19 protein-coding genes and 1 tRNA gene are annotated in these 21,901 nt (G+C 65.1%); 9 read left to right on the plus strand and 11 right to left on the minus strand.

Annotated elements, in window-relative coordinates:
- Window positions 1-77 precede the first annotated feature (77 nt).
- From AC24R4_RS12355 to AC24R4_RS12375, 5 genes are all read left to right on the plus strand, one after another.
- On the plus strand, window positions 78-1,484 hold the full coding sequence (locus tag AC24R4_RS12355) for a nucleobase:cation symporter-2 family protein (protein ID WP_400391588.1): 1,407 nt from the start codon (window positions 78-80) through the stop codon (window positions 1,482-1,484).
- A 220-nt stretch (window positions 1,485-1,704) separates the two neighbouring features.
- Window positions 1,705-2,649, plus strand: a complete 945-nt coding sequence (gene puuE / locus AC24R4_RS12360) for an allantoinase PuuE (protein WP_400391590.1) — start codon at window positions 1,705-1,707, stop codon at window positions 2,647-2,649.
- Window positions 2,646-3,167, plus strand: coding sequence for a 2-oxo-4-hydroxy-4-carboxy-5-ureidoimidazoline decarboxylase (uraD, locus tag AC24R4_RS12365; RefSeq protein ID WP_487523185.1), 522 nt, complete (start codon window positions 2,646-2,648; stop codon window positions 3,165-3,167). Before puuE ends, uraD begins: the two co-directional genes overlap by 4 nt.
- Before the next feature lie 206 nt (window positions 3,168-3,373).
- Window positions 3,374-4,450, plus strand: a complete 1,077-nt coding sequence (locus AC24R4_RS12370) for a porin (RefSeq protein ID WP_400395112.1) — start codon at window positions 3,374-3,376, stop codon at window positions 4,448-4,450.
- A gap of 240 nt (window positions 4,451-4,690) precedes the next feature.
- Window positions 4,691-4,936: a hypothetical protein gene (locus AC24R4_RS12375; RefSeq protein ID WP_029051014.1), complete on the plus strand. Its 246-nt coding sequence runs from the start codon at window positions 4,691-4,693 to the stop codon at window positions 4,934-4,936.
- 173 nt (window positions 4,937-5,109) lie between these two features.
- Here AC24R4_RS12375 and AC24R4_RS12380 read toward each other — a convergent pair whose 3' ends face one another.
- Window positions 5,110-7,431, minus strand: a complete 2,322-nt coding sequence (locus AC24R4_RS12380; RefSeq protein ID WP_400395114.1) for an NADP-dependent malic enzyme — start codon at window positions 7,429-7,431, stop codon at window positions 5,110-5,112.
- A 209-nt stretch (window positions 7,432-7,640) separates the two neighbouring features.
- Entirely contained in the window at window positions 7,641-8,273 is a 633-nt protein-coding gene (locus AC24R4_RS12385) for a DUF4136 domain-containing protein (protein ID WP_487523186.1), read from the minus strand.
- 182 nt (window positions 8,274-8,455) lie between these two features.
- Here AC24R4_RS12385 and pepN point away from each other — a divergent pair, with 182 nt between their 5' ends.
- A complete protein-coding gene (pepN, locus tag AC24R4_RS12390) occupies window positions 8,456-11,149 on the plus strand; it encodes an aminopeptidase N (protein WP_400395669.1) in 2,694 nt (897 codons plus the stop codon).
- A gap of 88 nt (window positions 11,150-11,237) precedes the next feature.
- On the plus strand, window positions 11,238-12,254 hold the full coding sequence (locus tag AC24R4_RS12395) for a class 1 fructose-bisphosphatase (protein ID WP_400395670.1): 1,017 nt from the start codon (window positions 11,238-11,240) through the stop codon (window positions 12,252-12,254).
- A 115-nt stretch (window positions 12,255-12,369) separates the two neighbouring features.
- On the opposite strand, the gene AC24R4_RS12400 is transcribed toward AC24R4_RS12395, so the two are convergent.
- The 6 genes from AC24R4_RS12400 to AC24R4_RS12425 form a co-directional block, all read right to left on the minus strand.
- On the minus strand, window positions 12,370-13,293 hold the full coding sequence (locus AC24R4_RS12400) for an aldose 1-epimerase (protein WP_487523187.1): 924 nt from the start codon (window positions 13,291-13,293) through the stop codon (window positions 12,370-12,372).
- Window positions 13,294-13,350: 57 nt separating this feature from the next.
- On the minus strand, window positions 13,351-14,634 hold the full coding sequence (locus AC24R4_RS12405; protein ID WP_487523188.1) for a TRAP transporter large permease: 1,284 nt from the start codon (window positions 14,632-14,634) through the stop codon (window positions 13,351-13,353).
- Window positions 14,625-15,197 (minus strand): TRAP transporter small permease, encoded by a 573-nt coding sequence (locus tag AC24R4_RS12410; RefSeq protein WP_487523189.1) that lies wholly within the window; start codon window positions 15,195-15,197, stop codon window positions 14,625-14,627. The genes AC24R4_RS12405 and AC24R4_RS12410 overlap by 10 nt, the downstream gene beginning before the upstream one ends.
- A 31-nt stretch (window positions 15,198-15,228) precedes the next feature.
- Complete coding sequence (locus tag AC24R4_RS12415) at window positions 15,229-16,221, minus strand: TRAP transporter substrate-binding protein (protein WP_487523190.1); 993 nt, start codon at window positions 16,219-16,221, stop codon at window positions 15,229-15,231.
- Between the two features lie 85 nt (window positions 16,222-16,306).
- Window positions 16,307-17,200 carry an SMP-30/gluconolactonase/LRE family protein gene (locus AC24R4_RS12420; RefSeq protein ID WP_487523191.1) on the minus strand — a complete coding sequence of 298 codons (894 nt, stop codon included), beginning with the start codon at window positions 17,198-17,200 and terminating at the stop codon, window positions 16,307-16,309.
- A gap of 15 nt (window positions 17,201-17,215) precedes the next feature.
- The gene (locus tag AC24R4_RS12425) at window positions 17,216-18,052 is read right to left on the minus strand and encodes an NAD-dependent epimerase/dehydratase family protein (RefSeq protein ID WP_487523192.1); all 837 of its coding nucleotides are present in this window, start codon (window positions 18,050-18,052) and stop codon (window positions 17,216-17,218) included.
- Window positions 18,053-18,743: 691 nt separating this feature from the next.
- On the opposite strand from AC24R4_RS12425, the gene AC24R4_RS12430 reads away from it, so the two are divergent.
- Complete coding sequence (locus AC24R4_RS12430) at window positions 18,744-19,805, plus strand: porin (protein ID WP_487523193.1); 1,062 nt, start codon at window positions 18,744-18,746, stop codon at window positions 19,803-19,805.
- Window positions 19,806-20,134: 329 nt separating this feature from the next.
- Window positions 20,135-20,210: transfer RNA gene (locus AC24R4_RS12435), tRNA-Thr, on the plus strand.
- Window positions 20,211-20,290: 80 nt separating this feature from the next.
- On the opposite strand, the gene AC24R4_RS12440 is transcribed toward AC24R4_RS12435, so the two are convergent.
- From AC24R4_RS12440 to AC24R4_RS12450, 3 genes are all read right to left on the minus strand, one after another.
- A complete protein-coding gene (locus AC24R4_RS12440) occupies window positions 20,291-20,680 on the minus strand; it encodes a hypothetical protein (protein WP_487523194.1) in 390 nt (129 codons plus the stop codon).
- Window positions 20,677-21,054, minus strand: coding sequence for a hypothetical protein (locus AC24R4_RS12445; protein ID WP_487523195.1), 378 nt, complete (start codon window positions 21,052-21,054; stop codon window positions 20,677-20,679). The genes AC24R4_RS12440 and AC24R4_RS12445 overlap by 4 nt, the downstream gene beginning before the upstream one ends.
- A gap of 137 nt (window positions 21,055-21,191) precedes the next feature.
- The gene (locus AC24R4_RS12450) at window positions 21,192-21,623 is read right to left on the minus strand and encodes a response regulator (protein WP_487523196.1); all 432 of its coding nucleotides are present in this window, start codon (window positions 21,621-21,623) and stop codon (window positions 21,192-21,194) included.
- Between the last annotated feature and the right edge of the window lie 278 nt (window positions 21,624-21,901).

The following is a 21,901-nucleotide window of genomic DNA, read 5'->3' on the forward strand; positions in this document are numbered from 1 at the left end:
AAGAGGCGGCGACAAGGCGGACAAGGGTGGAGCCCGGCGTGCGTTCCCATCGAAACCAAAGGAGAGGAGACACACCCATGAATTCCGCAAGCACCACGGTCCCCACGGATCTGACAAACGAGCGGCTGCCCTCCGGGCGGTTGCTGGCGCTGGGCCTGCAGCACGTGCTGGTGATGTATGCCGGCACGGTTGCCGTCCCGCTGATCGTCGGCGGGGCGCTCAAGCTCCCGAAGGACCAGCTGGCCTTCCTGATCAACGCCGACCTCTTCGCGGCCGGCCTGGCCACGCTGATCCAGGCCATCGGCTTCTGGAAATTCGGTATCCGCATGCCGGTGATGATGGGCGTCACGTTTGCGTCGGTGGCGCCGATGATCGCCATCGGCAACGATCCCAACGTCGGCCTGCTGGGCATCTACGGCGCGGTGATCGCTTCCGGGGTGTTCGGCATACTGATTGCGCCGATGATGGGCCGCATGCTCGGACTCTTCCCACCCGTGGTCACGGGCACGGTGATCACGCTGATCGGCGTGTCGCTGATGCGCGTGGGCATCAACTGGGCGGGGGGCGGCCAGCCCACCACGCGCGCGGTGATCGACGGCGTGGTCAAGGACGTGCCGAACCTGGCGTATGGCGACCTGGGCAACCTGGCCATCGCCGGCCTGACGCTGCTGGTCATCCTGGCGCTCACCCGCTATGGCCGTGGTCTGGTGGCCAACTGCGCGGTGCTGCTGGGCATCATCATCGGCACCTTCGTGTCCATGGCGTTCGGCAAGGTATCGTTCGACGGGCTCCATGACGCCAGCTTCGTGGCCGTCATCACGCCGCTGCACTTCGGCATGCCGACGTTCCAGCTGACCGCCGTGCTGTCGATGTGCATCGTCATGCTGATCACGCTGGTGGAATCGACCGGCATGTTCCTGGCCTTGTCCGATATCACCGGCCGCAAGCTCAGCACGAAGGACCTGACGGCCGGCCTGCGCGCCGACGGCCTGGGCACGGTGATCGGCGGGGTGTTCAACACGTTCCCGTACACGTCGTTCTCGCAGAACGTGGGCCTGGTCACGGTGACCGGCGTGCGCTCGCGCTACGTGGCGGCGGCCGGCGGCCTGATCCTGATCGCGTTCGGCCTGTTCCCGAAGATGGCCCACGTGGTGGCCTCGGTGCCGCAGTTCGTGCTGGGCGGCGCCGGCATCGTGATGTTCGGCATGGTGGCGGCCACCGGCATCCGCATCCTGGGCGGATGCGATTTCAACCGCAACCGCCACAACCTGTTCATCGTGGCGATCTCGATCGGCTTCGGCATGATCCCGACCCTGTCGCCCACGCTGTTCCAGTACCTGCCCAAGTGGACCGACCCGTTCACGCACAGCGGCATCGTGCTGGGCACCATCGTGGCCGTGGCGCTGAACCTGTTCTTCAACGGCATCCAGTCGGCCGAGGAAGCCATGCGCAACGCGGCCGCGAACACGCACGGCACGGAGTAACGCCACACGCCAACGACGAACAATCGACGCTCGACAATCGGACTCGACAATTGCGCACGGACAATCCACGACACGTTGCGCACGGTTGTCAAGTCTTTCGCCGGAAATCTGGCACGCGCTTTGCGTAAGCCAGTGCGCTCCAGGTTCCGGCCAGGCCCTCGCCCGAACAGCGGGTCGGGGGCAGCAGTTTGGATTTCTCTCCTGAAGCAGACACAACGAGATGACACACGATAACTATCCACGCGATCTCATCGGCTATGGCGCCCAGCCACCGCACGCCCGCTGGCCGGGCGGTGCGCGTATCGCGCTGCAGTTCGTGCTCAATTACGAAGAAGGCGGCGAGAACTGCGTGCTGCACGGCGACGCCGCGTCCGAGCAGTTCCTGTCCGAGATCGTCGGTGCCGCGGCTTACCCCGCCCGGCACATGAGCATGGAAGGCATCTACGAATATGGTTCGCGCGCCGGCGTCTGGCGCATCCTGCGCGAGTTCGAGCAACGCAAGCTGCCGCTGACGATCTTTGGCGTATCGATGGCCCTGCAGCGCCACCCCGAACTGACGCGCGCCTTCGTGGAACTGGGCCACGAGATCGCCTGCCACGGCTGGCGCTGGATCCACTACCAGAACATCGACGAGGCTACCGAGCGCGAGCACATGCGCATCGGCATGCAGATCATCAAGGAACTGACCGGCGAAATGCCGCTGGGCTGGTACACCGGCCGCGACAGTCCCAACACGCGCAAGCTGGTGGTCGAACACGGCGGCCTGCTGTACGACGCCGACTATTACGGCGACGACCTGCCGTTCTGGACCGAGGTGGAAGTCACCGGCGGCGAAAAGAAGCCGCACCTGGTGGTGCCGTACACCCTCGACTCCAACGACATGCGCTTTGCCACGCCGCAGGGCTTCAACACGGGCGAGCAGTTTTTCCAGTACCTGAAGGACGCATTCGACGTGCTGTACGCCGAAGGCGATCCGCGCGGGCTCGACCAGCCGAAGATGCTGTCGGTGGGCATGCACTGCCGCCTGCTGGGCCGCCCGGGACGCTTCCGCGCCCTGCAGCGGTTCCTGGACTACGTGCAATCGCACGACAAGGTATGGATCTGCCGGCGCGTGGACATTGCGCGCCACTGGATCGACACCCACCCGTACCGGAGCCAGGCATGAGCCAGAACCCCTACACCATCACCCAGCTGAATGCGATGCCCGAAGCCGAGTTCATCCAGGTACTCGGCGGCATCTACGAACACTCGCCGTGGTTTGCCGAAGCGGCCGCGAAGCAGCGCCCGTTTGCCAACGCGGCCGAACTGGCTGCCGCGCTGCGCGGCGCCGTTGACGCGGCGGGCCAGGAAGCCCAGATCAAGCTGGTGCGCGCCCACCCGGAACTGGCCGGCCGCGCGGCCGTGCGGGGCGAGCTGACCGCCGAATCCACGCGCGAGCAGGCCGGAGCCGGCCTGGACCAGTGCACGGCCGAGGAATTCCAGCGCCTGCAGGACCTGAACGCGGCCTACAACCGCAAGTTCGGCTTCCCGTTCATCCTGGCCGTGCGCGGCTACGACCGGCACGGGATCATCGACGCTTTTGCAAGACGTATCGAAAACGAGCCGGCGGTGGAGTTGCAAACATGCATCAACCAGATTCATCGCATTGCGCAGTTCCGCCTGAACGACTTAGTATCCGCCTGAAAAAAAATCCACAGCAGTCAAGAGAGAGAAATTCAGGAACGTTCAGCGACGCAGCATCGCTGTAAAAAAAGGACCCGGCCGCGCCGGTCCCGACTGCCACTGGCAGACACCGTGCGCGGCCGAGGGACAAAGCAGAAGAAGACCCCGCCAGGGTCCCGGCACACAAGAAAACGTTCTGAGCAGCATCACAACCACGGAGGTCTTACATGACGAAGCAGTACAAGCCGGCTCTCAAGCTGGCGGCAATCGCGGCCACCCTTTTCTCCGGCGCAGCCATGGCCCAGTCCAGCGTGACGCTGTACGGCATGGCCGACGCTTTTGTCGGAGGTGTCAAGGCACCGGGCTCGGGCGACCGTGCCTACGTTGTCAATTCTGGTGGCATGCAAACCTCGTACTGGGGCATCAAGGGTACCGAGGACCTGGGCATGGGCACGAAGGCCATCTTCGACCTGAACGGCTTTTTCCGCCCGGATACCGGCAGCACGGGCCGCTTCACCGGCGACTCGATGTTCAGCCGCAACGCGTTCGTCGGCCTGACGAACGACAAGTACGGCACGCTGAAGCTGGGCCGCAACACGACGCCGTACTTCGTGTCGACGATCCTGTTCAACCCGCTGGTGGACTCGTACACCTTCAGCCCGATGATCTTCCATACGTACTTCGGTACGCCGGGCACCGGCCTGTACGATCCGGGCATCATCGGTGACTCGGGCTGGAACAACTCGCTGGTCTACTCGACGCCGACCTTCGGCGGCCTGACCGCCAACCTGATCTACGGCATGGGCGAGTCGGCCGGCAGCAACAGCAAGAACAAGTGGGGCGGCAACCTGACCTACTTCTCGGGCAACTTCGCCGCCACGGTGGCGTTCCAGCAGGTCAAGTTCGACGTGGCGCCGTTCGACCCGCAGAACCCGGCGCTGGCCAACCTCGACAAGCAGTCGGCCGTCCAGGCTGGCGTGACGTACGACTTCAAGTTCGTGAAGGCGTACCTGCAAGGCCAGTACATCAAGACGAACTTCACGACCAGCACCACAGGCGACATCAAGCACATCGACGGCCAGGCCGGTGTGTCGGTGCCGGTCGGCGCGGGTAATGTGCTGGCGTCGTACACGTTCGGCCGCGTGCTGAACGAAGTGACCAGCATCAAGCGCAACACGTTCGGCGTGGCCTACGACTACAACCTGTCGAAGCGCACCGACGTGTACGCCGCGTACTACTACGACAAGGTCACGGGCGTAGAGCACGGCGACACCTTCGGCGTCGGCGTTCGCCACCGCTTCTGATCACGGCAGTCGGCAACACCCGCAGCACTGAAGCCTGCCGCGCGGCAGGCTTTTTTCTTGCGCGCGGCAGTCACCGTCGCGCCACAATGCTGCGCCGCAGCGCGATCTCGCGCCGCTGCAGCAGGATCGGAAGCCATTGCTCCATAGCGCGATTCAATTGGCGGCGCCCCCCTGTTCTACCTAGATTGGTCTTCCGGACTGTGTGCCGGACCACGTAAACCAGGACGAGTGAGGTGACGCATGCGGCGCTATGTGAAATCCCGATCGGAACTGATGGCCATCCTGAGCCAGTGCCTGGACAACAACCCGGAATGCGGCGAGGTGGAGTTGCATGCGATGCGCGTGCATTCGCCGGACCACACGGGTTGCAACTGGAGTGCTGAGGTCGATTTTCGCCAGGACACCTTCGACGATTTGGCACAGCAGATGGCCGCGGCCCGTTCGATCATCGTGGTGATGCGGGAGCAGTACAACGTGCTGCAATAGCCAAGGTCTTGGCTGGGCACACGCCACCCGTGCGTACTGACCCGCCGACGCGCTGACACCCCGGCAGACGTGCCAGCGCACCGACAAAAAAACCGGGCCGCGAGAGACTCTCGCGGCCCGGTTTCCTTTTGCGACCATCAGATCTGCAAAACTCTCAGATCGGGTGCAGGTGCTTAGCGGATCGCGCCAGCCTCCGCAACGGCCACGGCCGTCATGTTGACGATGCGGCGGGTGGTGGCCTGCGGATTCAGGATGTGAACCGGCTTCGCGGCGCCCAGCAGGATCGGGCCCACCGTCACGCCCTGGCCGCCCGTCATCTTGAGCAGGTTGAACGCGATGTTGGCCGAATCCAGCGTCGGCATGACCAGCAGGTTGGCGCTGCCCGCCAGCTTGGTGCCCGGCAGGAAGTGGCGGCGCACGTCTTCATCCAGAGCGGCGTCGCCCTGCATTTCGCCTTCCACTTCGAGCTCCGGTGCCACACGGGCCAGGATCTCCGCCGCTTCGCGCATCTTGCGCGCCGACGGACGGTTCGACGAACCGAACATCGAGTGCGACATCATGGCCACCTTCGGATGCAGCCCGAAGCGGCCGATTTCCTTGGCCGCCAGTTGCGCGATCGCGGCCAGTTCCTCGGCGCTCGGATCATCGTTGACGAACGTGTCGGTGATGAACAGCGTATGTTTTTCCAGCATCAGCGCGTTCATCGCGGCGAAGACCTTGGCGTCCGGCGCCAGGCCGATCACGTCCCGCACGTGCTCGAGGTGAGCCTCGAAGCGGCCGACCGTGCCGCACAGCAGCGCGTCGGCATCGCCCATGTGCATCAGCATCGTGCCGATCAGCGTGTTGGAGCGGCGCAGAGCCACCTTGGCCATGTCCGGCGTCACGCCATCACGGCCACGCAGCGCGTGGTATTCCTCGTGATAGGCGCGGTAGCGCGGATCGTCTTCCGGGTTGATCAGTTCGAAGTCGGCACCGGCGCGCAGGCGCAGGCCGGCCTTCTCGATGCGCATCTGGATCACGTGCGGGCGGCCGATCAGGATCGGACGGGCCAGGCCTTCGTCCACCACGCCCTGCACGGCGCGCAGCACGCGCTCTTCCTCGCCCTCGGCGTAGGCCACGCGCTTCGGCGCGGCCTTGGCGGCCGAGAACACCGGCTTCATGATCAGGCCGGTGTGGTAGACGTAGCTCGACAGCTGCTGGCGGTAGGCTTCCAGGTCCTTGATCGGACGCGTGGCCACGCCCGACTCTTCCGCAGCCTTGGCCACGGCGGGCGCGATCTTCTCGATCAGGCGCTGGTCGAACGGCGTCGGGATGATGTAGTCGGGGCCGAACTTCAGTTCGCGGCCGCCGTAGGCCGCGGCAACGGCATCGTTCAGTTCGGCTTCGGCCAGCTCGGCGATGGCCTTCACGCACGCCAGCTTCATTTCCTCCGTGATCTTCGTGGCGCCGCAATCGAGCGCGCCGCGGAAGATGTACGGGAAGCACAGCACGTTGTTCACCTGGTTCGGATAGTCCGAACGGCCGGTGGCGATGATGCAGTCCGGACGGGCGGCCTTGGCCACTTCCGGGCGGATTTCCGGTTCCGGGTTGGCCAGCGCCAGGATGATCGGCTTGTCGGCCATGGTCTTGACCATGTCGCCGGTCAGCACGCCCGCGGTGGAGCAGCCCAGGAAGACGTCGGCATGCTTGACGATGTCGGCCAGCGTGCGGTCCGCCGTGTCCTGCGCGTAACGGGCCTTGTTGGCTTCCATGTTCGCGTCGCGGCCCTGGAAGATCACGCCCTTCGAGTCGACCACATACACGTTCTCGCGCTTCACGCCCAGGCTGACCATCGTGTCCAGGCAGGCAATGGCCGCAGCGCCCGCGCCCGACACGGCCACCTTGACCTTGCCGATTTCCTTGCCCACCACCTTCAGGCCGTTCAGCAGTGCCGCGGCCGAGATGATGGCGGTGCCGTGCTGGTCGTCATGGAAGACGGGGATGTTCATGCGCTCGCGCAGCTTCTTCTCGATGTAGAAGCACTCGGGCGCCTTGATGTCCTCGAGGTTCACGCCGCCCAGCGTGGGTTCCAGCGCGGCGACGATCTCGACGATCTTGTCCGGGTCGCGCGCATCGAGTTCGATGTCGAACACGTCGATGCCGGCGAACTTCTTGAACAGGCAGCCCTTGCCTTCCATCACCGGCTTGCCGGCCAGCGGACCGATGTCGCCCAGGCCCAGCACCGCCGTCCCGTTGGTGATCACCGCCACCAGGTTGGCGCGCGAGGTGTACTCGGCGGCCATCGCGGGGTCCTTGTGGATCTCTTCACAGGCGTAGGCCACGCCCGGCGAATAGGCCAGCGACAGGTCGCGCTGGTTCGACAGCGCCTTGGTGGCCGTTACCTGGATCTTGCCCTTGGTCGGGCTGCGGTGATATTCCAGCGCGGCCAGACGCAGTTGCGCTTCGGGGCTGTTCGGGGCGTGTTGCGGTGCATCACCGCTGGTCTTGCTGCTCATTCTGCTTGTCCGGGAAGAGAAGGCGAAAAAAATCGAGCAGCCATTCTATGCCCACCCTTCCCCTGCCGGAAGGGCTTTGGCTGGGTCCGGACAGTGTTTTTACGGCGCAGCGTCGAAAAACTCCTTTTACTTCACGGTAGCCAGTCTGATTCGTCCACCCGCGAAACAAGCCGGTGGACGAATGTCGACGAATGCATGCCGGTTTTTCGCTACTTCTGGTCCTTCTGGACTTCCAGCGTGATGCGCCGCGGTCGTCCGCTTTCGCCCGGGAAATCGGTGAACGCGCTACGGATCATGTAGGGCATCACGGCCGTCAGGTCGCCGCCCTCGGTGGTGTTGCGCGCCGTCACCTGGTAGACCCGCTTGCCGCTGGCGGCATCCTTGAAGAAGACCCGCAGGTTCGAGAACGTCACCGGCACATCGCGCACCACGGTCTGTGGCGGCCAGTAGCCCGGGCCCCAGCCATACGGGCCCCACGGGCGATACCAGGGATCGGGATAGACGGTTTCCGCCACCCGCACGAAGCCGGGCGCGGCGTCATAGTCCATCGTCACCAGGTACCGGGCCTGTTTGGGGGGCGCCTGCTCGAAGCCGACGCCGGACAGGGCCTGGGACAGCCACAGTTCATAGGTCTGGCGATCGAGCTGCGCATCCTGCTGCGGTGCGTGGTCGAAGGCGTAGGTACGCGGCGCGTCATTGGTCCAGGTCGCGTCGCGGAACGCGGTCACCTCGGTGGTGACGGTACTGGCGCAACCGGCCAGCCATAGCGCGGCAAGCGCCGCCAGCACACCCAGGCCACCCCGCCCACGCCGTTTTCCCCATGAAACCGCTGCTTGCCACATCGTCACACCTCGTTATTCTTGATTCGGTCACGTTTCCTCAGACACGATCGGGGCAGCCGAATTCCCACGCCGCCACCAACGCGACGCAGGCCTGAAACCGCTTGGCTACAATGGGGGCTTCAGGGCCGGTTGTCACCGTTCACGGCCCGCCGCCCCCGGTCACCCGAAGACAGGATCTCCCCATGCTGCGTACCGACACGCCCGTTACCGTCTATCGCAAGGACTATACTCCGCCCGCGTTTGCCATCGACCATGTCGATCTCGTGCTCGATCTCGACCCGCAGCGCACCCTCGTCACCAGCACGCTGAAGCTGCAGCGCACCGGCGCCGCCGATGCACCGCTGGTACTCAGCGGCGAAGCCCTGGAACTGATCGGTATCACCCTGGACGGCCAGCCGCTCACCACCTACCGCGCCGAAGCGGACACGCTCACGCTGACCGGCCTGCCCGCGCAGGGCACGCTGCAGATCACGGCGGCCTGCAACCCGGCCGCCAACACCACGCTATCGGGTCTCTACGTCTCCAATGGCAATTTCTTTACGCAGTGCGAGGCCGAAGGGTTCCGCCGCATCACGTATTTCCTTGATCGCCCGGACGTGATGACCACGTACCGCGTGACGCTGCGCGCCGACCGCGCCGCCTGCCCGGTCCTGCTGTCCAACGGCAACCTGCTGTCGCAGGCCGACCTGCCGGACGGCCGCCACGAAGCCGTCTGGGAAGACCCGTTCCGCAAGCCGTCCTATTTGTTTGCGCTGGTGGCGGGCAAGCTCGAGTGCATCGAAGAGAAGATCGTGTCGGCGTCGGGCAAGGAAAAGCTGCTGCAGGTCTGGGTGGAGCCCCAGGACCTGGACAAGACCCGCCACGCCATGGATTCGCTGATCCATTCGATCCGCTGGGACGAGCGCCGCTTCGGCCTGGAACTGGATCTCGACCGCTTCATGATCGTCGCCGTCAGCGACTTCAACATGGGCGCGATGGAGAACAAGGGCCTGAACATCTTCAACACGAAGTACGTACTGGCCAATGCGCAGACCGCCACCGACGTGGATTTCGCCAATATCGAATCGGTGGTGGCGCACGAATACTTCCACAACTGGACCGGCAACCGCGTGACCTGCCGCGACTGGTTCCAGCTGTCGCTCAAGGAAGGCCTGACCGTGTTCCGCGACCAGGAGTTCTCGGCCGACATGATGGGCTCGGAATCGGGCCGCGCGGTCAAGCGTATCGAGGACGTGCGCGTGCTGCGCCAGGTGCAGTTCCCCGAGGATGCCGGCCCGATGGCCCACCCAGTGCGTCCCGACAGCTACGAGGAAATCAACAACTTCTACACGGTCACGGTCTATGAGAAAGGCGCCGAGGTCGTGCGCATGTATCAGACCCTGCTGGGTCGCGACGGCTTCCGCCGCGGCATGGACCTGTATTTCCAGCGCCATGACGGCCAGGCCGTGACCTGCGACGACTTCCGCGCCGCCATGGCCGACGCCAACGGCCGCGACCTCACGCAGTTCGGCCTCTGGTACAGCCAGGCCGGCACCCCGGTGGTGACCGCCCGTACGCAATGGGATGGCGCCGCCGGCGCGCTGGCGCTGACGCTGACGCAGAGCTGTCCGAAGGTGGGCATCGAAACCAGGGCCGGCACGCCAGACAAGCAGCCCTTTCACATCCCGTTCGCGCTGGGCCTGATCGACGCCCAGGGCAACGACCTGCCGCTGCAGCTCGACGGCGAAACCCAGGCGGCCGGCACCACGCGCGTGCTCGATTTCACCCAGGCCGAGCAGACCTTCCGCTTCGTCGGCCTGCCCAAGGGTGCCAGGCCCCCGCTGCCGTCGCTGCTGCGCAATTTTTCGGCCCCAGTGATCGTCGACTACGAATATTCCGATGCCGAGCTGACCTTCCTGCTGGCGCACGACAGCGACGCGTTCAACCGCTGGGAAGCCGGCCAGCGCCTGGCCACGCGCGCCCTGCTGCAACTGGTGGGCGACGTGCAGGCCCAGCGCGAACTGAAGCTGGATCCGGCGCTGGTGGCGGCCTTCCGGACCGTGCTGACCGATGGATCGCTGAATCCCGCATTCCGCGAGCAAGCCCTGATGCTGCCGGCCGAAGCCTATCTGGCCGAGCGCATGGGCGTGGCCGATCCGGCCGCGATCCATCGCGCCCGCCTGTTCATGCGCGAAGGCCTGGCCCGCGCGCTCAAGGCCGAATGGCTGGCCGCCTACCAGGCCAATGCCACGCCGGGCGACTACAGCCCCGATGCCGGTTCCATGGCCAAGCGGGCACTGCGCAACCTGGCGCTGGGCTACCTGGCCGACAGCGGCGACGCCGACATGCAGGCGCTGGCCGACCGGCACTACCAGCAGAGCGACAACATGACCGACCGCTTTGCCGCGCTGTCGGCGCTGGTCAACAGCTTCGCGCCGGGCCGCGAGCATGCCCTGGCCGATTTCTACGAGCGATTCGAGGACGACGCGCTGGTCATCGATAAGTGGTTCTCGCTGCAGGGCATGCAGCGCGGCGAGGTCGGCCCGCACGCCGGCAAGCGCACGATCGACACGGTGCGTGCGCTGATGGAGCATCCGGCCTTCAACCTGCGCAACCCGAACCGGGCACGGTCGCTGATCTTCAGCTTCTGCTCGGGCAATCCGGCCCAGTTCCATGCCGCCGATGGCTCGGGCTACGCGTTCTGGGCCGACCAGGTGCTGGCGCTCGACGCGATCAACCCCCAGGTGGCGGCGCGGCTGGCGCGCGTGATGGACCGCTGGCAAAAGTACGAGATCCCGCTGCGCGACCGCATGCGCGCGGCGCTGGAACGCGTGGCGGCGGCGCCCACGCTGTCGCGCGACGTGCGCGAGATCGTCGGCAAGGCGCTGGCAAGCTGATGTGCCTGCGAAGGCGCTCGACGGGCCGAAAACGGCCTGTCCGCAGCGCCGGCCCTGTAGAATGGCGGCCATCCAAGGAGAACCCACCATGACACGCATCAGCCTCACCCGCTATCTGGTCGAGGAGCAGCGCAAGCACAACACGATCCAGCCGGAGCTCCGGCTGCTGATCGAGGTGGTTGCGCGCGCCTGCAAGGCCATTTCCAACGCCGTCAGCAAGGGCGCCCTCGCCGGCGTGCTGGGCTCGGCCGGCACCGGCAACGTCCAGGGCGAAACGCAGCAGAAGCTCGACGTGATCGCCAACGAAGTGCTGCTGGACGCCAACGAATGGGGCGGCCACCTGGCGGCCATGGCGTCCGAGGAAATGGACTCGTTCTACGAGATCCCGAACCGCTACCCGAAGGGCGAATACCTGCTGCTGTTCGATCCGCTCGACGGCTCCTCGAACATTGACGTGAATGTGTCGATCGGCACGATCTTCTCGGTGCTGCACATGCACAAGCCGGGCGAGACCGTCACCGAGAGCGATTTCATGCAGCCGGGCACCCACCAGGTGGCGGCCGGCTATGCCGTGTACGGCCCGCAGACCACGCTGGTGCTGACCGTCGGCAACGGCGTGCACATGTTCACGCTCGACCGCGAGGCCGGCAGCTTCGTGCTGACGCAATCGGACGTGAAGATCCCGGAAGACACCAAGGAATTCGCGATCAACATGTCCAACATGCGCCACTGGGCACCGCCGGTGCGCCAGTACATCGACGAATGCCTGGCCGGCGAGGATGGTCCGCGCGGCAAGAACTTCAACATGCGCTGGATCGCGTCGATGGTGGCCGATGTGCACCGCATCCTGACGCGCGGCGGCATCTTCATGTACCCGTGGGACAAGCGCGAGCCCGAGAAGCCGGGCAAGCTGCGCCTGATGTACGAAGCCAACCCGATGGCGTTCCTGGTCGAGCAGGCCGGCGGCGCGGCCACCAACGGCCACGAGCGCATCCTGGACGTGACGCCGACCAAGCTGCACCAGCGCGTGTCGGTGATCCTGGGCTCGAAGAACGAGGTGGAGCGCGTGACGCGCTACCACCAGGAAGCGGCCAGCAAGGCCTGATCCGCGGCATCGCGGCGGATACTTCCACGCAAACAGGGCGCCCCGGCGCCCTGTTTGCTTTTTGCTTTTTGCTTTTCCGCCCCCCTGTACCCGCCCCCCCGGCTTCCGGCAGCCGTCAGAGGGCGACCTGCCACTGCATGCGCCATGCGACCGTGTCGCCCGGCGCCAGCCGGCGTAGCCCCGTATCCTCCCAGCCACGCGCGGACAGGTTGACTGCATCGGCCACGTGCGACACCGGCTCCACGCATACGAAATCGCAGCCGCCCGGTGCATGCAGCACCAGGTGATCGAGCCCGTCGCCGGCGCGCAGCGTCAGCGCGGCGCCATCGGGCCGCTTCAGCGTCGCCGCACGCTTCCAGCCACTGTAATAGACGCTCAGATCGGCATCGGGCAGGTGGCGCTCGCGCAGGAAGCGTTCGCGATTCCCCACCACGGTACGGCCCGTGGCCACGCCACCGGCATCCGCCGGCCACCTATGCATGGCATCGAACTGCAACCGCATGCCCGGCAAGCGCGCAAAGAACGGGTGAAAGCCACCGCCCACCGGCATAGCCGTTTCGCCATCATTACGGATCGTCAGCTCGGCATCGAGGCCGTCTTCGGTCAGCCGCAGCGTCTGGCAGGCACTGACCGCCCAGGGCCAGTTACCGCCGGCTGGCGCATGCACCAGCGCCATGACGATGCGGTCGCGACCCAGCTCGGCGACGGTCCAGGGGCGCGCATGACCGAACCCGTGCATCGCGTGGGCCTGCCCCGGGTGCGCGGGCAGATCGATATCGCGCCCGTCCCAGCGGAACCGGCCCTCGCGGATGCGGTTCGAGAACGGCAGCAGCGGATAGCTGCCGGCCTTGGGCCACTGGAGCGCGTCAAAGCCTTGTTCCAGCGCCTGCCAGGGCATGGGCGCCAGCCAGTCGATGACATGGCCGTCGGCCCGCGCGGTACTGAACGTCGCCATGCGCCCGCCGGCGGCCGGCGCCACCGTCAGCGTATGCGCGCCCGCGTGCAGCGTATGAAGGGGGCCAGAGGCGAGCCAGGGCATGTCAGTCCTCGACGTGTCGACTCCCCTCTCCTGCGCGCAGGAGAGGGGGATAACCGCCTACTTCAGCAGCACGTCGGGCAGCCATAGCGAGAACGCCGGCACATATGTCACCAGCAGCAGCGCAGCCACCAGCGCACCGTAAAACGGCCAGATCGTGCGCATGACCTGCCCCACCGACACCCCGCCGATCGCACACCCCACGAACTGCGTGGTGCCCACGGGCGGCGTGTTGAGCCCCAGCGCGCAGTTGATCAGCATCAGCATGCCGAACTGCACCGGGCTCATGCCGTAGTGCATGCAGATCGGCAGGAAGATCGGCGTACAGATCAGGATGGTGGCCGCCATGTCCAGGAACGTGCCCAGGATGAACAGCATCAGGTTCACCATCAGGAAGATCACCCATGGGCTGGTGGACACCGAACTCAGGAACTGGCCGGTCAGCTCCGCCACGCCGTAGAGGCTGATCATGTACCCGAACGTGGCCGAAATGCCAATCAGCAGCAGCACCACGCCGGTGGTCTTCACCGCCTTGGCCGCGGCCTTGATGAACTGTTCCTTTGTCAGCGAGCGGTACAGGAACACGGTCAGCGTCAGCGCATACAGCACGGCGACCGCGGCCGATTCCGTGGCCGTGAACACGCCCGACAGGATGCCGGCCAGGATCAGCACCACCACGAACAGGCCCGGCAGCGCGGCCGCCAGCGAATGCCCCACGATCTCCCAGCCCGGGAACTTGCCGGACGGATACCCACGGCTGCGCGCCACGAAGTACGCGGCGGCCAGGTTGCAGATCGTCAGGATCAGCGCCGGCAGCACGCCCGCCAGGATCAGCGCGGCAATCGACACCTTGCCGCCCGCGGCCAGCGTGTAGATGATCATGTTGTGGCTGGTCGGCATCAGCGCGCCCACCAGCGCCGCGTGGGTGGTCACGTTGACGGCGTAGTCGGCGTGATAGCCCTCGCGCTTCATCATCGGGATCATCACCGCGCCCATGGCGGACACGTCGGCCACCGGCGACCCGGACACCCCGCCGAACAGCGTGCAGGCCACCACGTTGGACATGCCCAGCCCGCCGCGCACATGGCCGGCCATCGACTTGGCGAAGTTGACGATGCGGTCGGCAATGCCGCCGTACAGCATCAGCTCGCCGGCGAAGATGAAGAACGGGATGGCCAGGAACGAGAACGCGTTCATGCCCGAGGTCATCTGCTGGAACACCACCGCCAGCGGCAGGCCTTCATACAGGATGGTGGCCACGGCCGACAGGCCGATGGCGAATGCCACCGGCACCCCGAGGACCAGGAAGCCGAAGAAGCAGACGGTCAGAATGATCAGTGCCATGCCGGCTCCACTTCCGTGCCTTTCAGCACTGCAATGATGTGTTCGATCGAAAACAGCACGATCAGCGTGCCGGCGATGACCGGCGGCAGATAGCGCCAGCCTTCGGAAATGCCCAGCGTCGGCAGCTTGTAGTCCGCCACCGAATGCGCCAGGAACGCGCAGTTGTAGGCCATGACGGCACCGAACATGCCCACCAGCACATGGATCAGGATCTCCAGTCTGGTGCGCAGCCGGTCGGGCAGCAGGACCAGCAGCGATTCCAGGCCGATATGGCCGGCATCGCGCACGCCCACGGCGGTGCCCAGCATCGTCACATACAGCACCAGCAGCATGGCGATGGATTCGGCCCAGGTGGGCGTGTCGTTGAGCACGTAGCGGCCGAAGACCTGGTACAGCACGGCGACCACGAGCAGCAGCAGGCCGAACACGCCCAGGCCCAGGCAGGCACGGGCCAGGGCGGCGCAGAACCGGGTGTAAACAGGGGCGCGCACGGCGCCCGCCTCAGCGGCGGGCTCGCGCACGCCCTCCGCCGGCGTGGCCGGCGTGGGAGATGGCGAAAGCATGATGAATTCCCTGCAACCTGAGGTCGGCGGTTTACTTGGTTTCCTGCGTGCGGCGCACCAGGTCCTTCATCTGCGCGCTGGTGATGAAGCGGTCGTACACGGGCTTCATCGCGGCCTGGAACGAGGCCTTGTCCACCTGGATGATCTGCACGCCCGCAGCCTCGACGAGCTTGCGCGACTTCTGCTCGCGCTCGTCCCACAGCTTGCGCATGTAAGGCACCGAATCCTTGGCGGCCTGGCGCACCATGGCCTGGTCTTCCTTCGACAGGCGGTCCCACGCGACCTTCGAGAACATCAGCATTTCAGGCGCCATCGAGTGCTCGGTCAGCGAGTAATACTTGGCCACCTCGAACTGGCGCGAGCTTTCGTAGCTGGGCCAGTTGTTCTCGGCGCCATCGACCAGACCGGTCTTCAGCGCGGTGTAGACCTCGCCCCACGGCATCGGCGTGGCATTGGCATGCATGGCTTCGAGCAGCGACACCCAGAGGTCCGACTGCTGCACGCGGATCTTCATGCCCTTGGCATCGGCCAGGGTCTTGATGGGGCGCCTGGTGGTGTACATCGAGCGCGAGCCGCTGTCGTACCAGGCCAGGCCGATGAAGCCGTTCTTTTCGCACGACTTCAGGATGTCTTCGCCGATCGGGCCGTCCAGCACGTGGCGCATATGGTCGGTGGACCGGAACAGGAACGGCATCGTCGGCACGATGGTGGCTTCGCAGATGTTGTTCATCGCGGCCGAGTTCACGCGCACCATCGACAGCGCGCCAATCTTGGTCTGTTCGATGGCGTCCTTCTCGCTGCCCAGCGCGCCCTGCGCGAAGACTTTGATCGACATCTTGCCGTTCGATCGCTGCTTGAGCAGGTCGCCCATGTAGCGCACGGCCTGCACGGTGGGGTAGTCGTCGGGGTGAATGTCGGCGGAGCGGAAATCCGCGGCGTGCGCCCCGACCGGCAACGCCACGGCTGTCGCAAGTGCGGCCATCAGGGTACCCAGGCGGGTACGTGCGAAGTGTTTCAGAAACATGTGTCTTGCCTCCAGCGTTATCAGTGATTTGTCGTTCAAGTCAACACATTGCCCGGCCCGCCCGGCTCGGCGCGCCGTCTTCGGATCAGGAGCCGTCACGCAGCACAGGCTCGGGCGTGCCGCGCACGCCAGGGCGCAGCGCCACCACCGCGCCGGACAGCGGATCGGTGTCGTCGGTGCGGATCGACGTCACATAGAGCGTATCGAGGCCGCTGCCGCCGAACGCACACATGGCGGGCTTGGCGAACGGCACCGCCAGGCTGCGGTCCAGCCGGCCATCGGGCGTGAAGCGATGCACCTGGCCGGCATCGTTGCCGCAGATCCAGTAGCAGCCATCGGCATCGACCGCCGCGCCGTCGGGCCGTCCGGGGTAGCGGTTCATGTCGATGAACACCCGGCCGTTGGACGGCGTGCCGGTGTCGATGTCGTAGTCATAGGCCCACACGGCCTGCCGGGCCGGATGCGAATCCGACACGTACATCGTGCGGCCATCGGGGCTGAAAGCCAGGCCGTTCGGCGTGATCATCTCGTCGCGGATCACGTCCAGCGCGCCGGTGCGGGCGTCGAAGCGATACAGCTTGCCGTCGGTGGCGGCCAGCGACATGTCCATCACCATCGTCCCGGCCCAGAAGCGGCCCTGCCGGTCGCAACGGCCATCGTTGAACCGCATGCCCCCACGCGCATGCGCCACGGCTGCCACGCGCCGGGGCTCGGGTGCCGGCTGCCCCACCACCAGCCGGCCAATTCGGAAAATGCCGGTCTCCATCGCCAGCAGCCAGCCGCCGTCGGCGGTCATGGCCATGCAGCCGGCCATCTCGGGCACGGCCCATTGGTCGATGCGGCCGCTGGCCGGATCAAAGCGCCACAGCGAGCGATTCGGGATATCGGTCCAGTACAGGGCGGCTTCCGATGCATGCCAGACGGGGCTTTCGCCCACGCCGCAGCGCATGTCGCCGATCCGTTCAAAGGTGTCGGTCATCGCGTGCGGGCCCCCTCAGTCGCCGAACGGGCCGGCCTTGACAAAGGCCCCGCCCTGGTACCAACCGGCCGGATCGTCGGCCGGCAGCGGCGGCACCGATTCCACCTTGGCGCGGAACTGCTCGGAAGACTCCACGGGCTTGAACCCCAGGCGCGCGGCCTTGCTGTTGTCCCACCAGCTATCGCGATTGGCCGAAGCGCCATAGACGATCAGGAAGCCAACCTTCGGCACGAAGATGGCGCGCTTGATCAGCTGTTCCAGATCGTCGTAGCCCAGCCACGTCACCATCATGCGGCGATCCTTGGCCTCGGGGAACGACGAGCCAATGCGCAACGCCACGGTGTCGATGCCGTAGCGGTCGCTGTAGAAGCTGCCCAGCTGCTCGCCGAACGCCTTGCTGACGCCGTAGTAGCCATCGGGCCGGGGCGGCGTATCGGCATCGAGCACTTCTCCCTGCCTGTAGTAGCCGATGACGTGATTCGAGCTGGCAAACACGATGCGGCGCACGCCGTGGCGGCGCGCCGCTTCGTAGAGGTTGTATGTGCCCTGGATGTTGGCAGGCAGGATTTCCTCGAACGGCCGCTCCACCGACACCCCGCCAAGGTGGACGATCGCGTCAACGCCTTCCACCAGCGCATGCACAGCCTTGGGGTCCGAGAGGTCGCACGTCACCACCTCTTCCTGCGCGCGGGCGTCGCCCAGACTGGCGATATCGGACACGCGCACCACATCGGCATAACGCTTGAGCCGATCACGTAGAACTTTTCCGAGATTGCCGGCGGCGCCGGTCAGCAGAATGCGATGGCAACGGGTGGTGACGCCGTCGAGCGGGTCTTTGGAGGTCTGAGACATGGTGTCGGGCGGCACAGGTGCGCGGGATCCCACTCAACGCGCGCCAATGACTGATTAGGGTGTAATTGATCTGTCGTCATACAACGCAACTGGAATCTAATCGCCTGCCCGATTGCGGTCAAGGGAATATCGCCTCGGTAAAATCCCTAGAAGTTTTAAGCTCCATACATGCAGACGTTAATTGCTGCTGTGCGGATTCTTTTCACGCAAACGTGTGAAAACCGAGGTTTCTAGCGCATCAATATCGCGCCTCAGGATTTGCTTCGGGCGGCCATAGCAAACGCTTTCCTGTTAAACGTGAATAACTTACGTGAAACTGACAGCGATTTGCTGCAATGCAAATTAAGCCAATACATAAATCTGGAATACACACCATTGCGACCGACCGAGCGGGTATTTGATATGGCGCGCCAGTGTTGCTGATCCACCCAATGTCTCGTCGTATGTCTTGCTTCGTTATTTTTCTGTAAGGTACGATGTCATAGGACATCAGATCACATCGATTGCCTTTCCCAATCGATCTGGACTGCCTGTCCCGGCGCCCGGGGCGTGACTTCCCTGCGCGCCTCCCATGCCAGCCGGTGAAGGCAATGCACAAGCCGATCCAGGTCGGCAAGAAGTCGAACAAGCATTCGGCACCGGCTCTTCCGCAGCAAAAACGAAATCAATAGCCAGGATGGAGACACACATCATGAAGCGAGCCCTTGCGCCCTTCGTCACGACAGCAGCTCTAGCCGCCATCGGCGCCGCGGCACCGGCCCAGGCCCAGTCGAACGTCACGCTCTACGGCATCGTCGACACCACGATCCGCTACACCTCGAACGAAAGTGCTGCCGGCAACGGCAAGGTGCAGATGACCGATGGCGTGCTGACCGGCAGCCGCTGGGGCCTCTACGGCGTGGAAGACCTGGGGCGCGGCTACCAGGCGCTGTTCGTGCTGGAATCGGGCTTCTCGCCCGATGCCGGGCAGAGCCTGCAAGGCAACCGCCTGTTCGGCCGCAAGGCTTATGTCGGCATGCAGGGCGACTTCGGCACCATCACGCTGGGCCGGCAATTCACGGTGATCCACGAGGTCATCGCCAGCTATGACGCCATGGCGCTGGCCAACCTTGCCATCGTCGGTTTCCAGGGCGGCAACTACACCGGCGGCGTCCGCCAGGACAACATGGTCAAGTACGCCGGAAAATTTGGCGGCTTTACGATTGCAGCCCAGCACGCCTTCGGCGAGCAACCGGGCAGTGTGGCGCGGTCGTCGTCAACAGGCGGCAGCCTGACGTACGCGACGGGTCCGTTCATGGTGGCCGGCGGCTACCAGATCATGAAGGACACCACGAGCTACTACGGCGTGACCGTGCCGAACAGCGACCAGAAGGTCTGGACGCTCGGCGGCACCTACACCGCCGGTCCGGCCACGATTTATCTCGGCTACACGAACAGCAACGTCGACAACGCCGGCTACAAGAACCAGGCCGGCTACCTGGGCGCCAAGTACCAGTTCAATCCGGCGTGGTCGCTGATCGCCCTCGGCACCTACGACCACCTCAAGCATGCCGGCGATTCGGGCAACCGCTTCACCGGCGCGATGATGCTCGACTACGCGTTCAGCAAGCGCACCGACGTCTACCTGGAAGCCGACTACACGTCGCTGACCGACGCGTGGCGCACGCTGGGCGCGCAGCCGACGTTCCAGACGCCGTTCTACGGCCACGGCAGCCGCGTGGGCGTGATGGCCGGCCTGCGCCACAAGTTCTGATCGCCCGGTCGCCACCGGGTGCCGGGTCAATCGGGAACAGGGGGCGGCTTCGCCCCCTTTTTGCGCCAAGCCATCGGCCGCGCCTGTGCGATCCTTGCGCCTGTTGTCGCCGCGCACTGCCGGCTGCCACAGCGGCGTACCGGGTAGCCCCCGCGCGCAGGATTCGATAAAAAACCTGCACAAAGGGCTTCACAAACCCGGGAGTCGCTGATATTATCGCTGGCTCTATCCGACTCGACGCAAACGCAGCAACAGCGCGAATCGCAGCGATCACAGGCAGCGGTAACAGCCTTCGCAGCGATAGGAACAGGTTTTACAAGTCAGGATTCGCCGGTGTAGCTCAGTTGGTAGAGCAGCGCATTCGTAATGCGAAGGTCGTAGGTTCGACTCCTATCTCCGGCACCATCACTTGAAGCAGGAAGGGCAACCCATTCGGGTTGCCCTTTTTGCTTTGGGGCTTTCGCTTTGGGCTTGCCGCGCCGCCGTCATCCGCCGCATTGCCTGACGATCATCGACGCATTGGCCACGGCCCCCATCATCAGCCCACGATCCACATTGGACGCTATCCGGTAGTCCGCCTGCAGCCGCAGCAGCCTGCCGCGATTAAGCATCCGCGCCAAGGCGATCGATCGCCAGTAGCCCGGGTGCTCACGGCGCACACCCGGATGGTATAGCTGGTTGACCAGCGTCTCGTGCTTGCCAGTTTTGCGGAAGCCCCCGCTACCCGGCGCAGGCAACTCGCAATGCCATGCATAGGCAGCGTGATAGGCCGCGAAGTAACAGCGGCTGATGGCCGACCGGAAATTGGCTTCGCCATGCGCGGCTTCGGCGATGACACCCGCGCACCGGAGCATGTCGCCCGCCACCACACTCATGGCTGAAATACGACGTCGAGTTGCGCGGAAGGCGTAAGGCCGCGTGCCAGTTGCAGCGCGGTCAGTGCCTCGTTCAGCGTGTAGGTATCGATGCCCTCCCCGACTTGCACCACGTAGAGCACCGCATCGTCTTCCGCGTCCAGGCCGGCGCATTCGCGCGATACGCGGCAATCCGACAGCGCGCGCCCGTGTCGGCGCAGCAGTGCGTCCGCGGCATCGAGATGCAATGCCTCCAGCGCCGCCGCGTCGCGCACATTGCCGCGCCGCGGTTCGCGCGGCGCGTCACCATGCAGGTAAGACAATGCGGACGACCGCGCCACGGCGCCGGCCGCATCCACATCCGCTCTTGCAGCCACCGCTGCGTCCCTCACCATTCCCGTCATCGCGTCCTCCTTGTCGTTGGATATCCGGATTGGATGACGGAAATTCTAGGCACGAAACGCCATGAAAAACCGGGGCGTCAGTGAAATCGGATTCGTCTCAATAACATTTGAGCGACGACGCCGGCCTGTTACGACGCCACGCGCGGATGGTAGGCCGGTTGCCATGCGTCACGAAGGCTGCCGCGCATCGGCAGGAATCCATCGCAGCCCAGCATCTGCAGCACGACCGCTTCCATGCGCTCGATCGACGCCGACTTGGGCAGGTGTTCGACAACGCCGCACGTCTCCAGCGATGCCGGCACGCGCAGCCACATGTTGTCGGACAGGAGCAGGATGCGCGCGTGGGGCAGCGCCTGATGCAGCTGGCGCAGCAGGTACCAGTTGTCGCTGCTGTCGCCGGACATGCCATAGACCACGATGGACGTCTCCAGGCCTGGCTCCAGCGCCAGGATGCCGGCCGGGTCCAGGGCCCGCACGGCGCCGACGCCCGGTATCCGTTCCAGCAATCCCTGCATGCCCAGACGGACCAGCGGCTGGTCTTCGATCACGAGTGCGGTCATGTTGCGTCTCCCCCGGTGTCTAGTTTTGATATGGGAGACCGAGCAAACGGCGTGCCAGACAATGGCTGTCCGTCACGCGCAACGCTTGCAACCGCAAAATTGGCTGAAATGCTATGCGCAGCAACGATTGGGCGGCTGTGCGCGCCATCGCACGGCAGACAAGGCGCCCTGTGTGATGGCGCCACGATGTTACGGGCGACGTAACGTGTCACGCTGTACCGTAACGACACCCGTCCTATCCGGCCGCCGGACCGCCATGCCGAACCGGCGGCCAGCCC

The organism is Cupriavidus sp. CER-90, assembly GCF_057652055.1.

Bases quoted from the DNA above. Each gene is read 5' to 3' on its own strand.
- AC24R4_RS12375 (WP_029051014.1), top strand. From the start codon at position 4,691: ATGCGGCGCTATGTGAAATCCCGATCGGAACTGATGGCCATCCTGAGC.
- AC24R4_RS12415 (WP_487523190.1), bottom strand. From the start codon at position 16,221: ATGTTTCTGAAACACTTCGCACGTACCCGCCTGGGTACCCTGATGGCC.
- AC24R4_RS12430 (WP_487523193.1), top strand. From the start codon at position 18,744: ATGAAGCGAGCCCTTGCGCCCTTCGTCACGACAGCAGCTCTAGCCGCC.
- AC24R4_RS12380 (WP_400395114.1), bottom strand. From the start codon at position 7,431: ATGAGCAGCAAGACCAGCGGTGATGCACCGCAACACGCCCCGAACAGC.
- AC24R4_RS12395 (WP_400395670.1), top strand. From the start codon at position 11,238: ATGACACGCATCAGCCTCACCCGCTATCTGGTCGAGGAGCAGCGCAAG.
- AC24R4_RS12420 (WP_487523191.1), bottom strand. From the start codon at position 17,200: ATGACCGACACCTTTGAACGGATCGGCGACATGCGCTGCGGCGTGGGC.
- AC24R4_RS12440 (WP_487523194.1), bottom strand. From the start codon at position 20,680: ATGAGTGTGGTGGCGGGCGACATGCTCCGGTGCGCGGGTGTCATCGCC.
- AC24R4_RS12370 (WP_400395112.1), top strand. From the start codon at position 3,374: ATGACGAAGCAGTACAAGCCGGCTCTCAAGCTGGCGGCAATCGCGGCC.
- AC24R4_RS12425 (WP_487523192.1), bottom strand. From the start codon at position 18,052: ATGTCTCAGACCTCCAAAGACCCGCTCGACGGCGTCACCACCCGTTGC.
- AC24R4_RS12450 (WP_487523196.1), bottom strand. From the start codon at position 21,623: ATGACCGCACTCGTGATCGAAGACCAGCCGCTGGTCCGTCTGGGCATG.
- AC24R4_RS12355 (WP_400391588.1), top strand. From the start codon at position 78: ATGAATTCCGCAAGCACCACGGTCCCCACGGATCTGACAAACGAGCGG.
- uraD (WP_487523185.1), top strand. From the start codon at position 2,646: ATGAGCCAGAACCCCTACACCATCACCCAGCTGAATGCGATGCCCGAA.
- puuE (WP_400391590.1), top strand. From the start codon at position 1,705: ATGACACACGATAACTATCCACGCGATCTCATCGGCTATGGCGCCCAG.
- AC24R4_RS12445 (WP_487523195.1), bottom strand. From the start codon at position 21,054: ATGGTGAGGGACGCAGCGGTGGCTGCAAGAGCGGATGTGGATGCGGCC.
- AC24R4_RS12400 (WP_487523187.1), bottom strand. From the start codon at position 13,293: ATGCCCTGGCTCGCCTCTGGCCCCCTTCATACGCTGCACGCGGGCGCG.
- AC24R4_RS12385 (WP_487523186.1), bottom strand. From the start codon at position 8,273: ATGTGGCAAGCAGCGGTTTCATGGGGAAAACGGCGTGGGCGGGGTGGC.
- AC24R4_RS12410 (WP_487523189.1), bottom strand. From the start codon at position 15,197: ATGCTTTCGCCATCTCCCACGCCGGCCACGCCGGCGGAGGGCGTGCGC.
- AC24R4_RS12405 (WP_487523188.1), bottom strand. From the start codon at position 14,634: ATGGCACTGATCATTCTGACCGTCTGCTTCTTCGGCTTCCTGGTCCTC.
- pepN (WP_400395669.1), top strand. From the start codon at position 8,456: ATGCTGCGTACCGACACGCCCGTTACCGTCTATCGCAAGGACTATACT.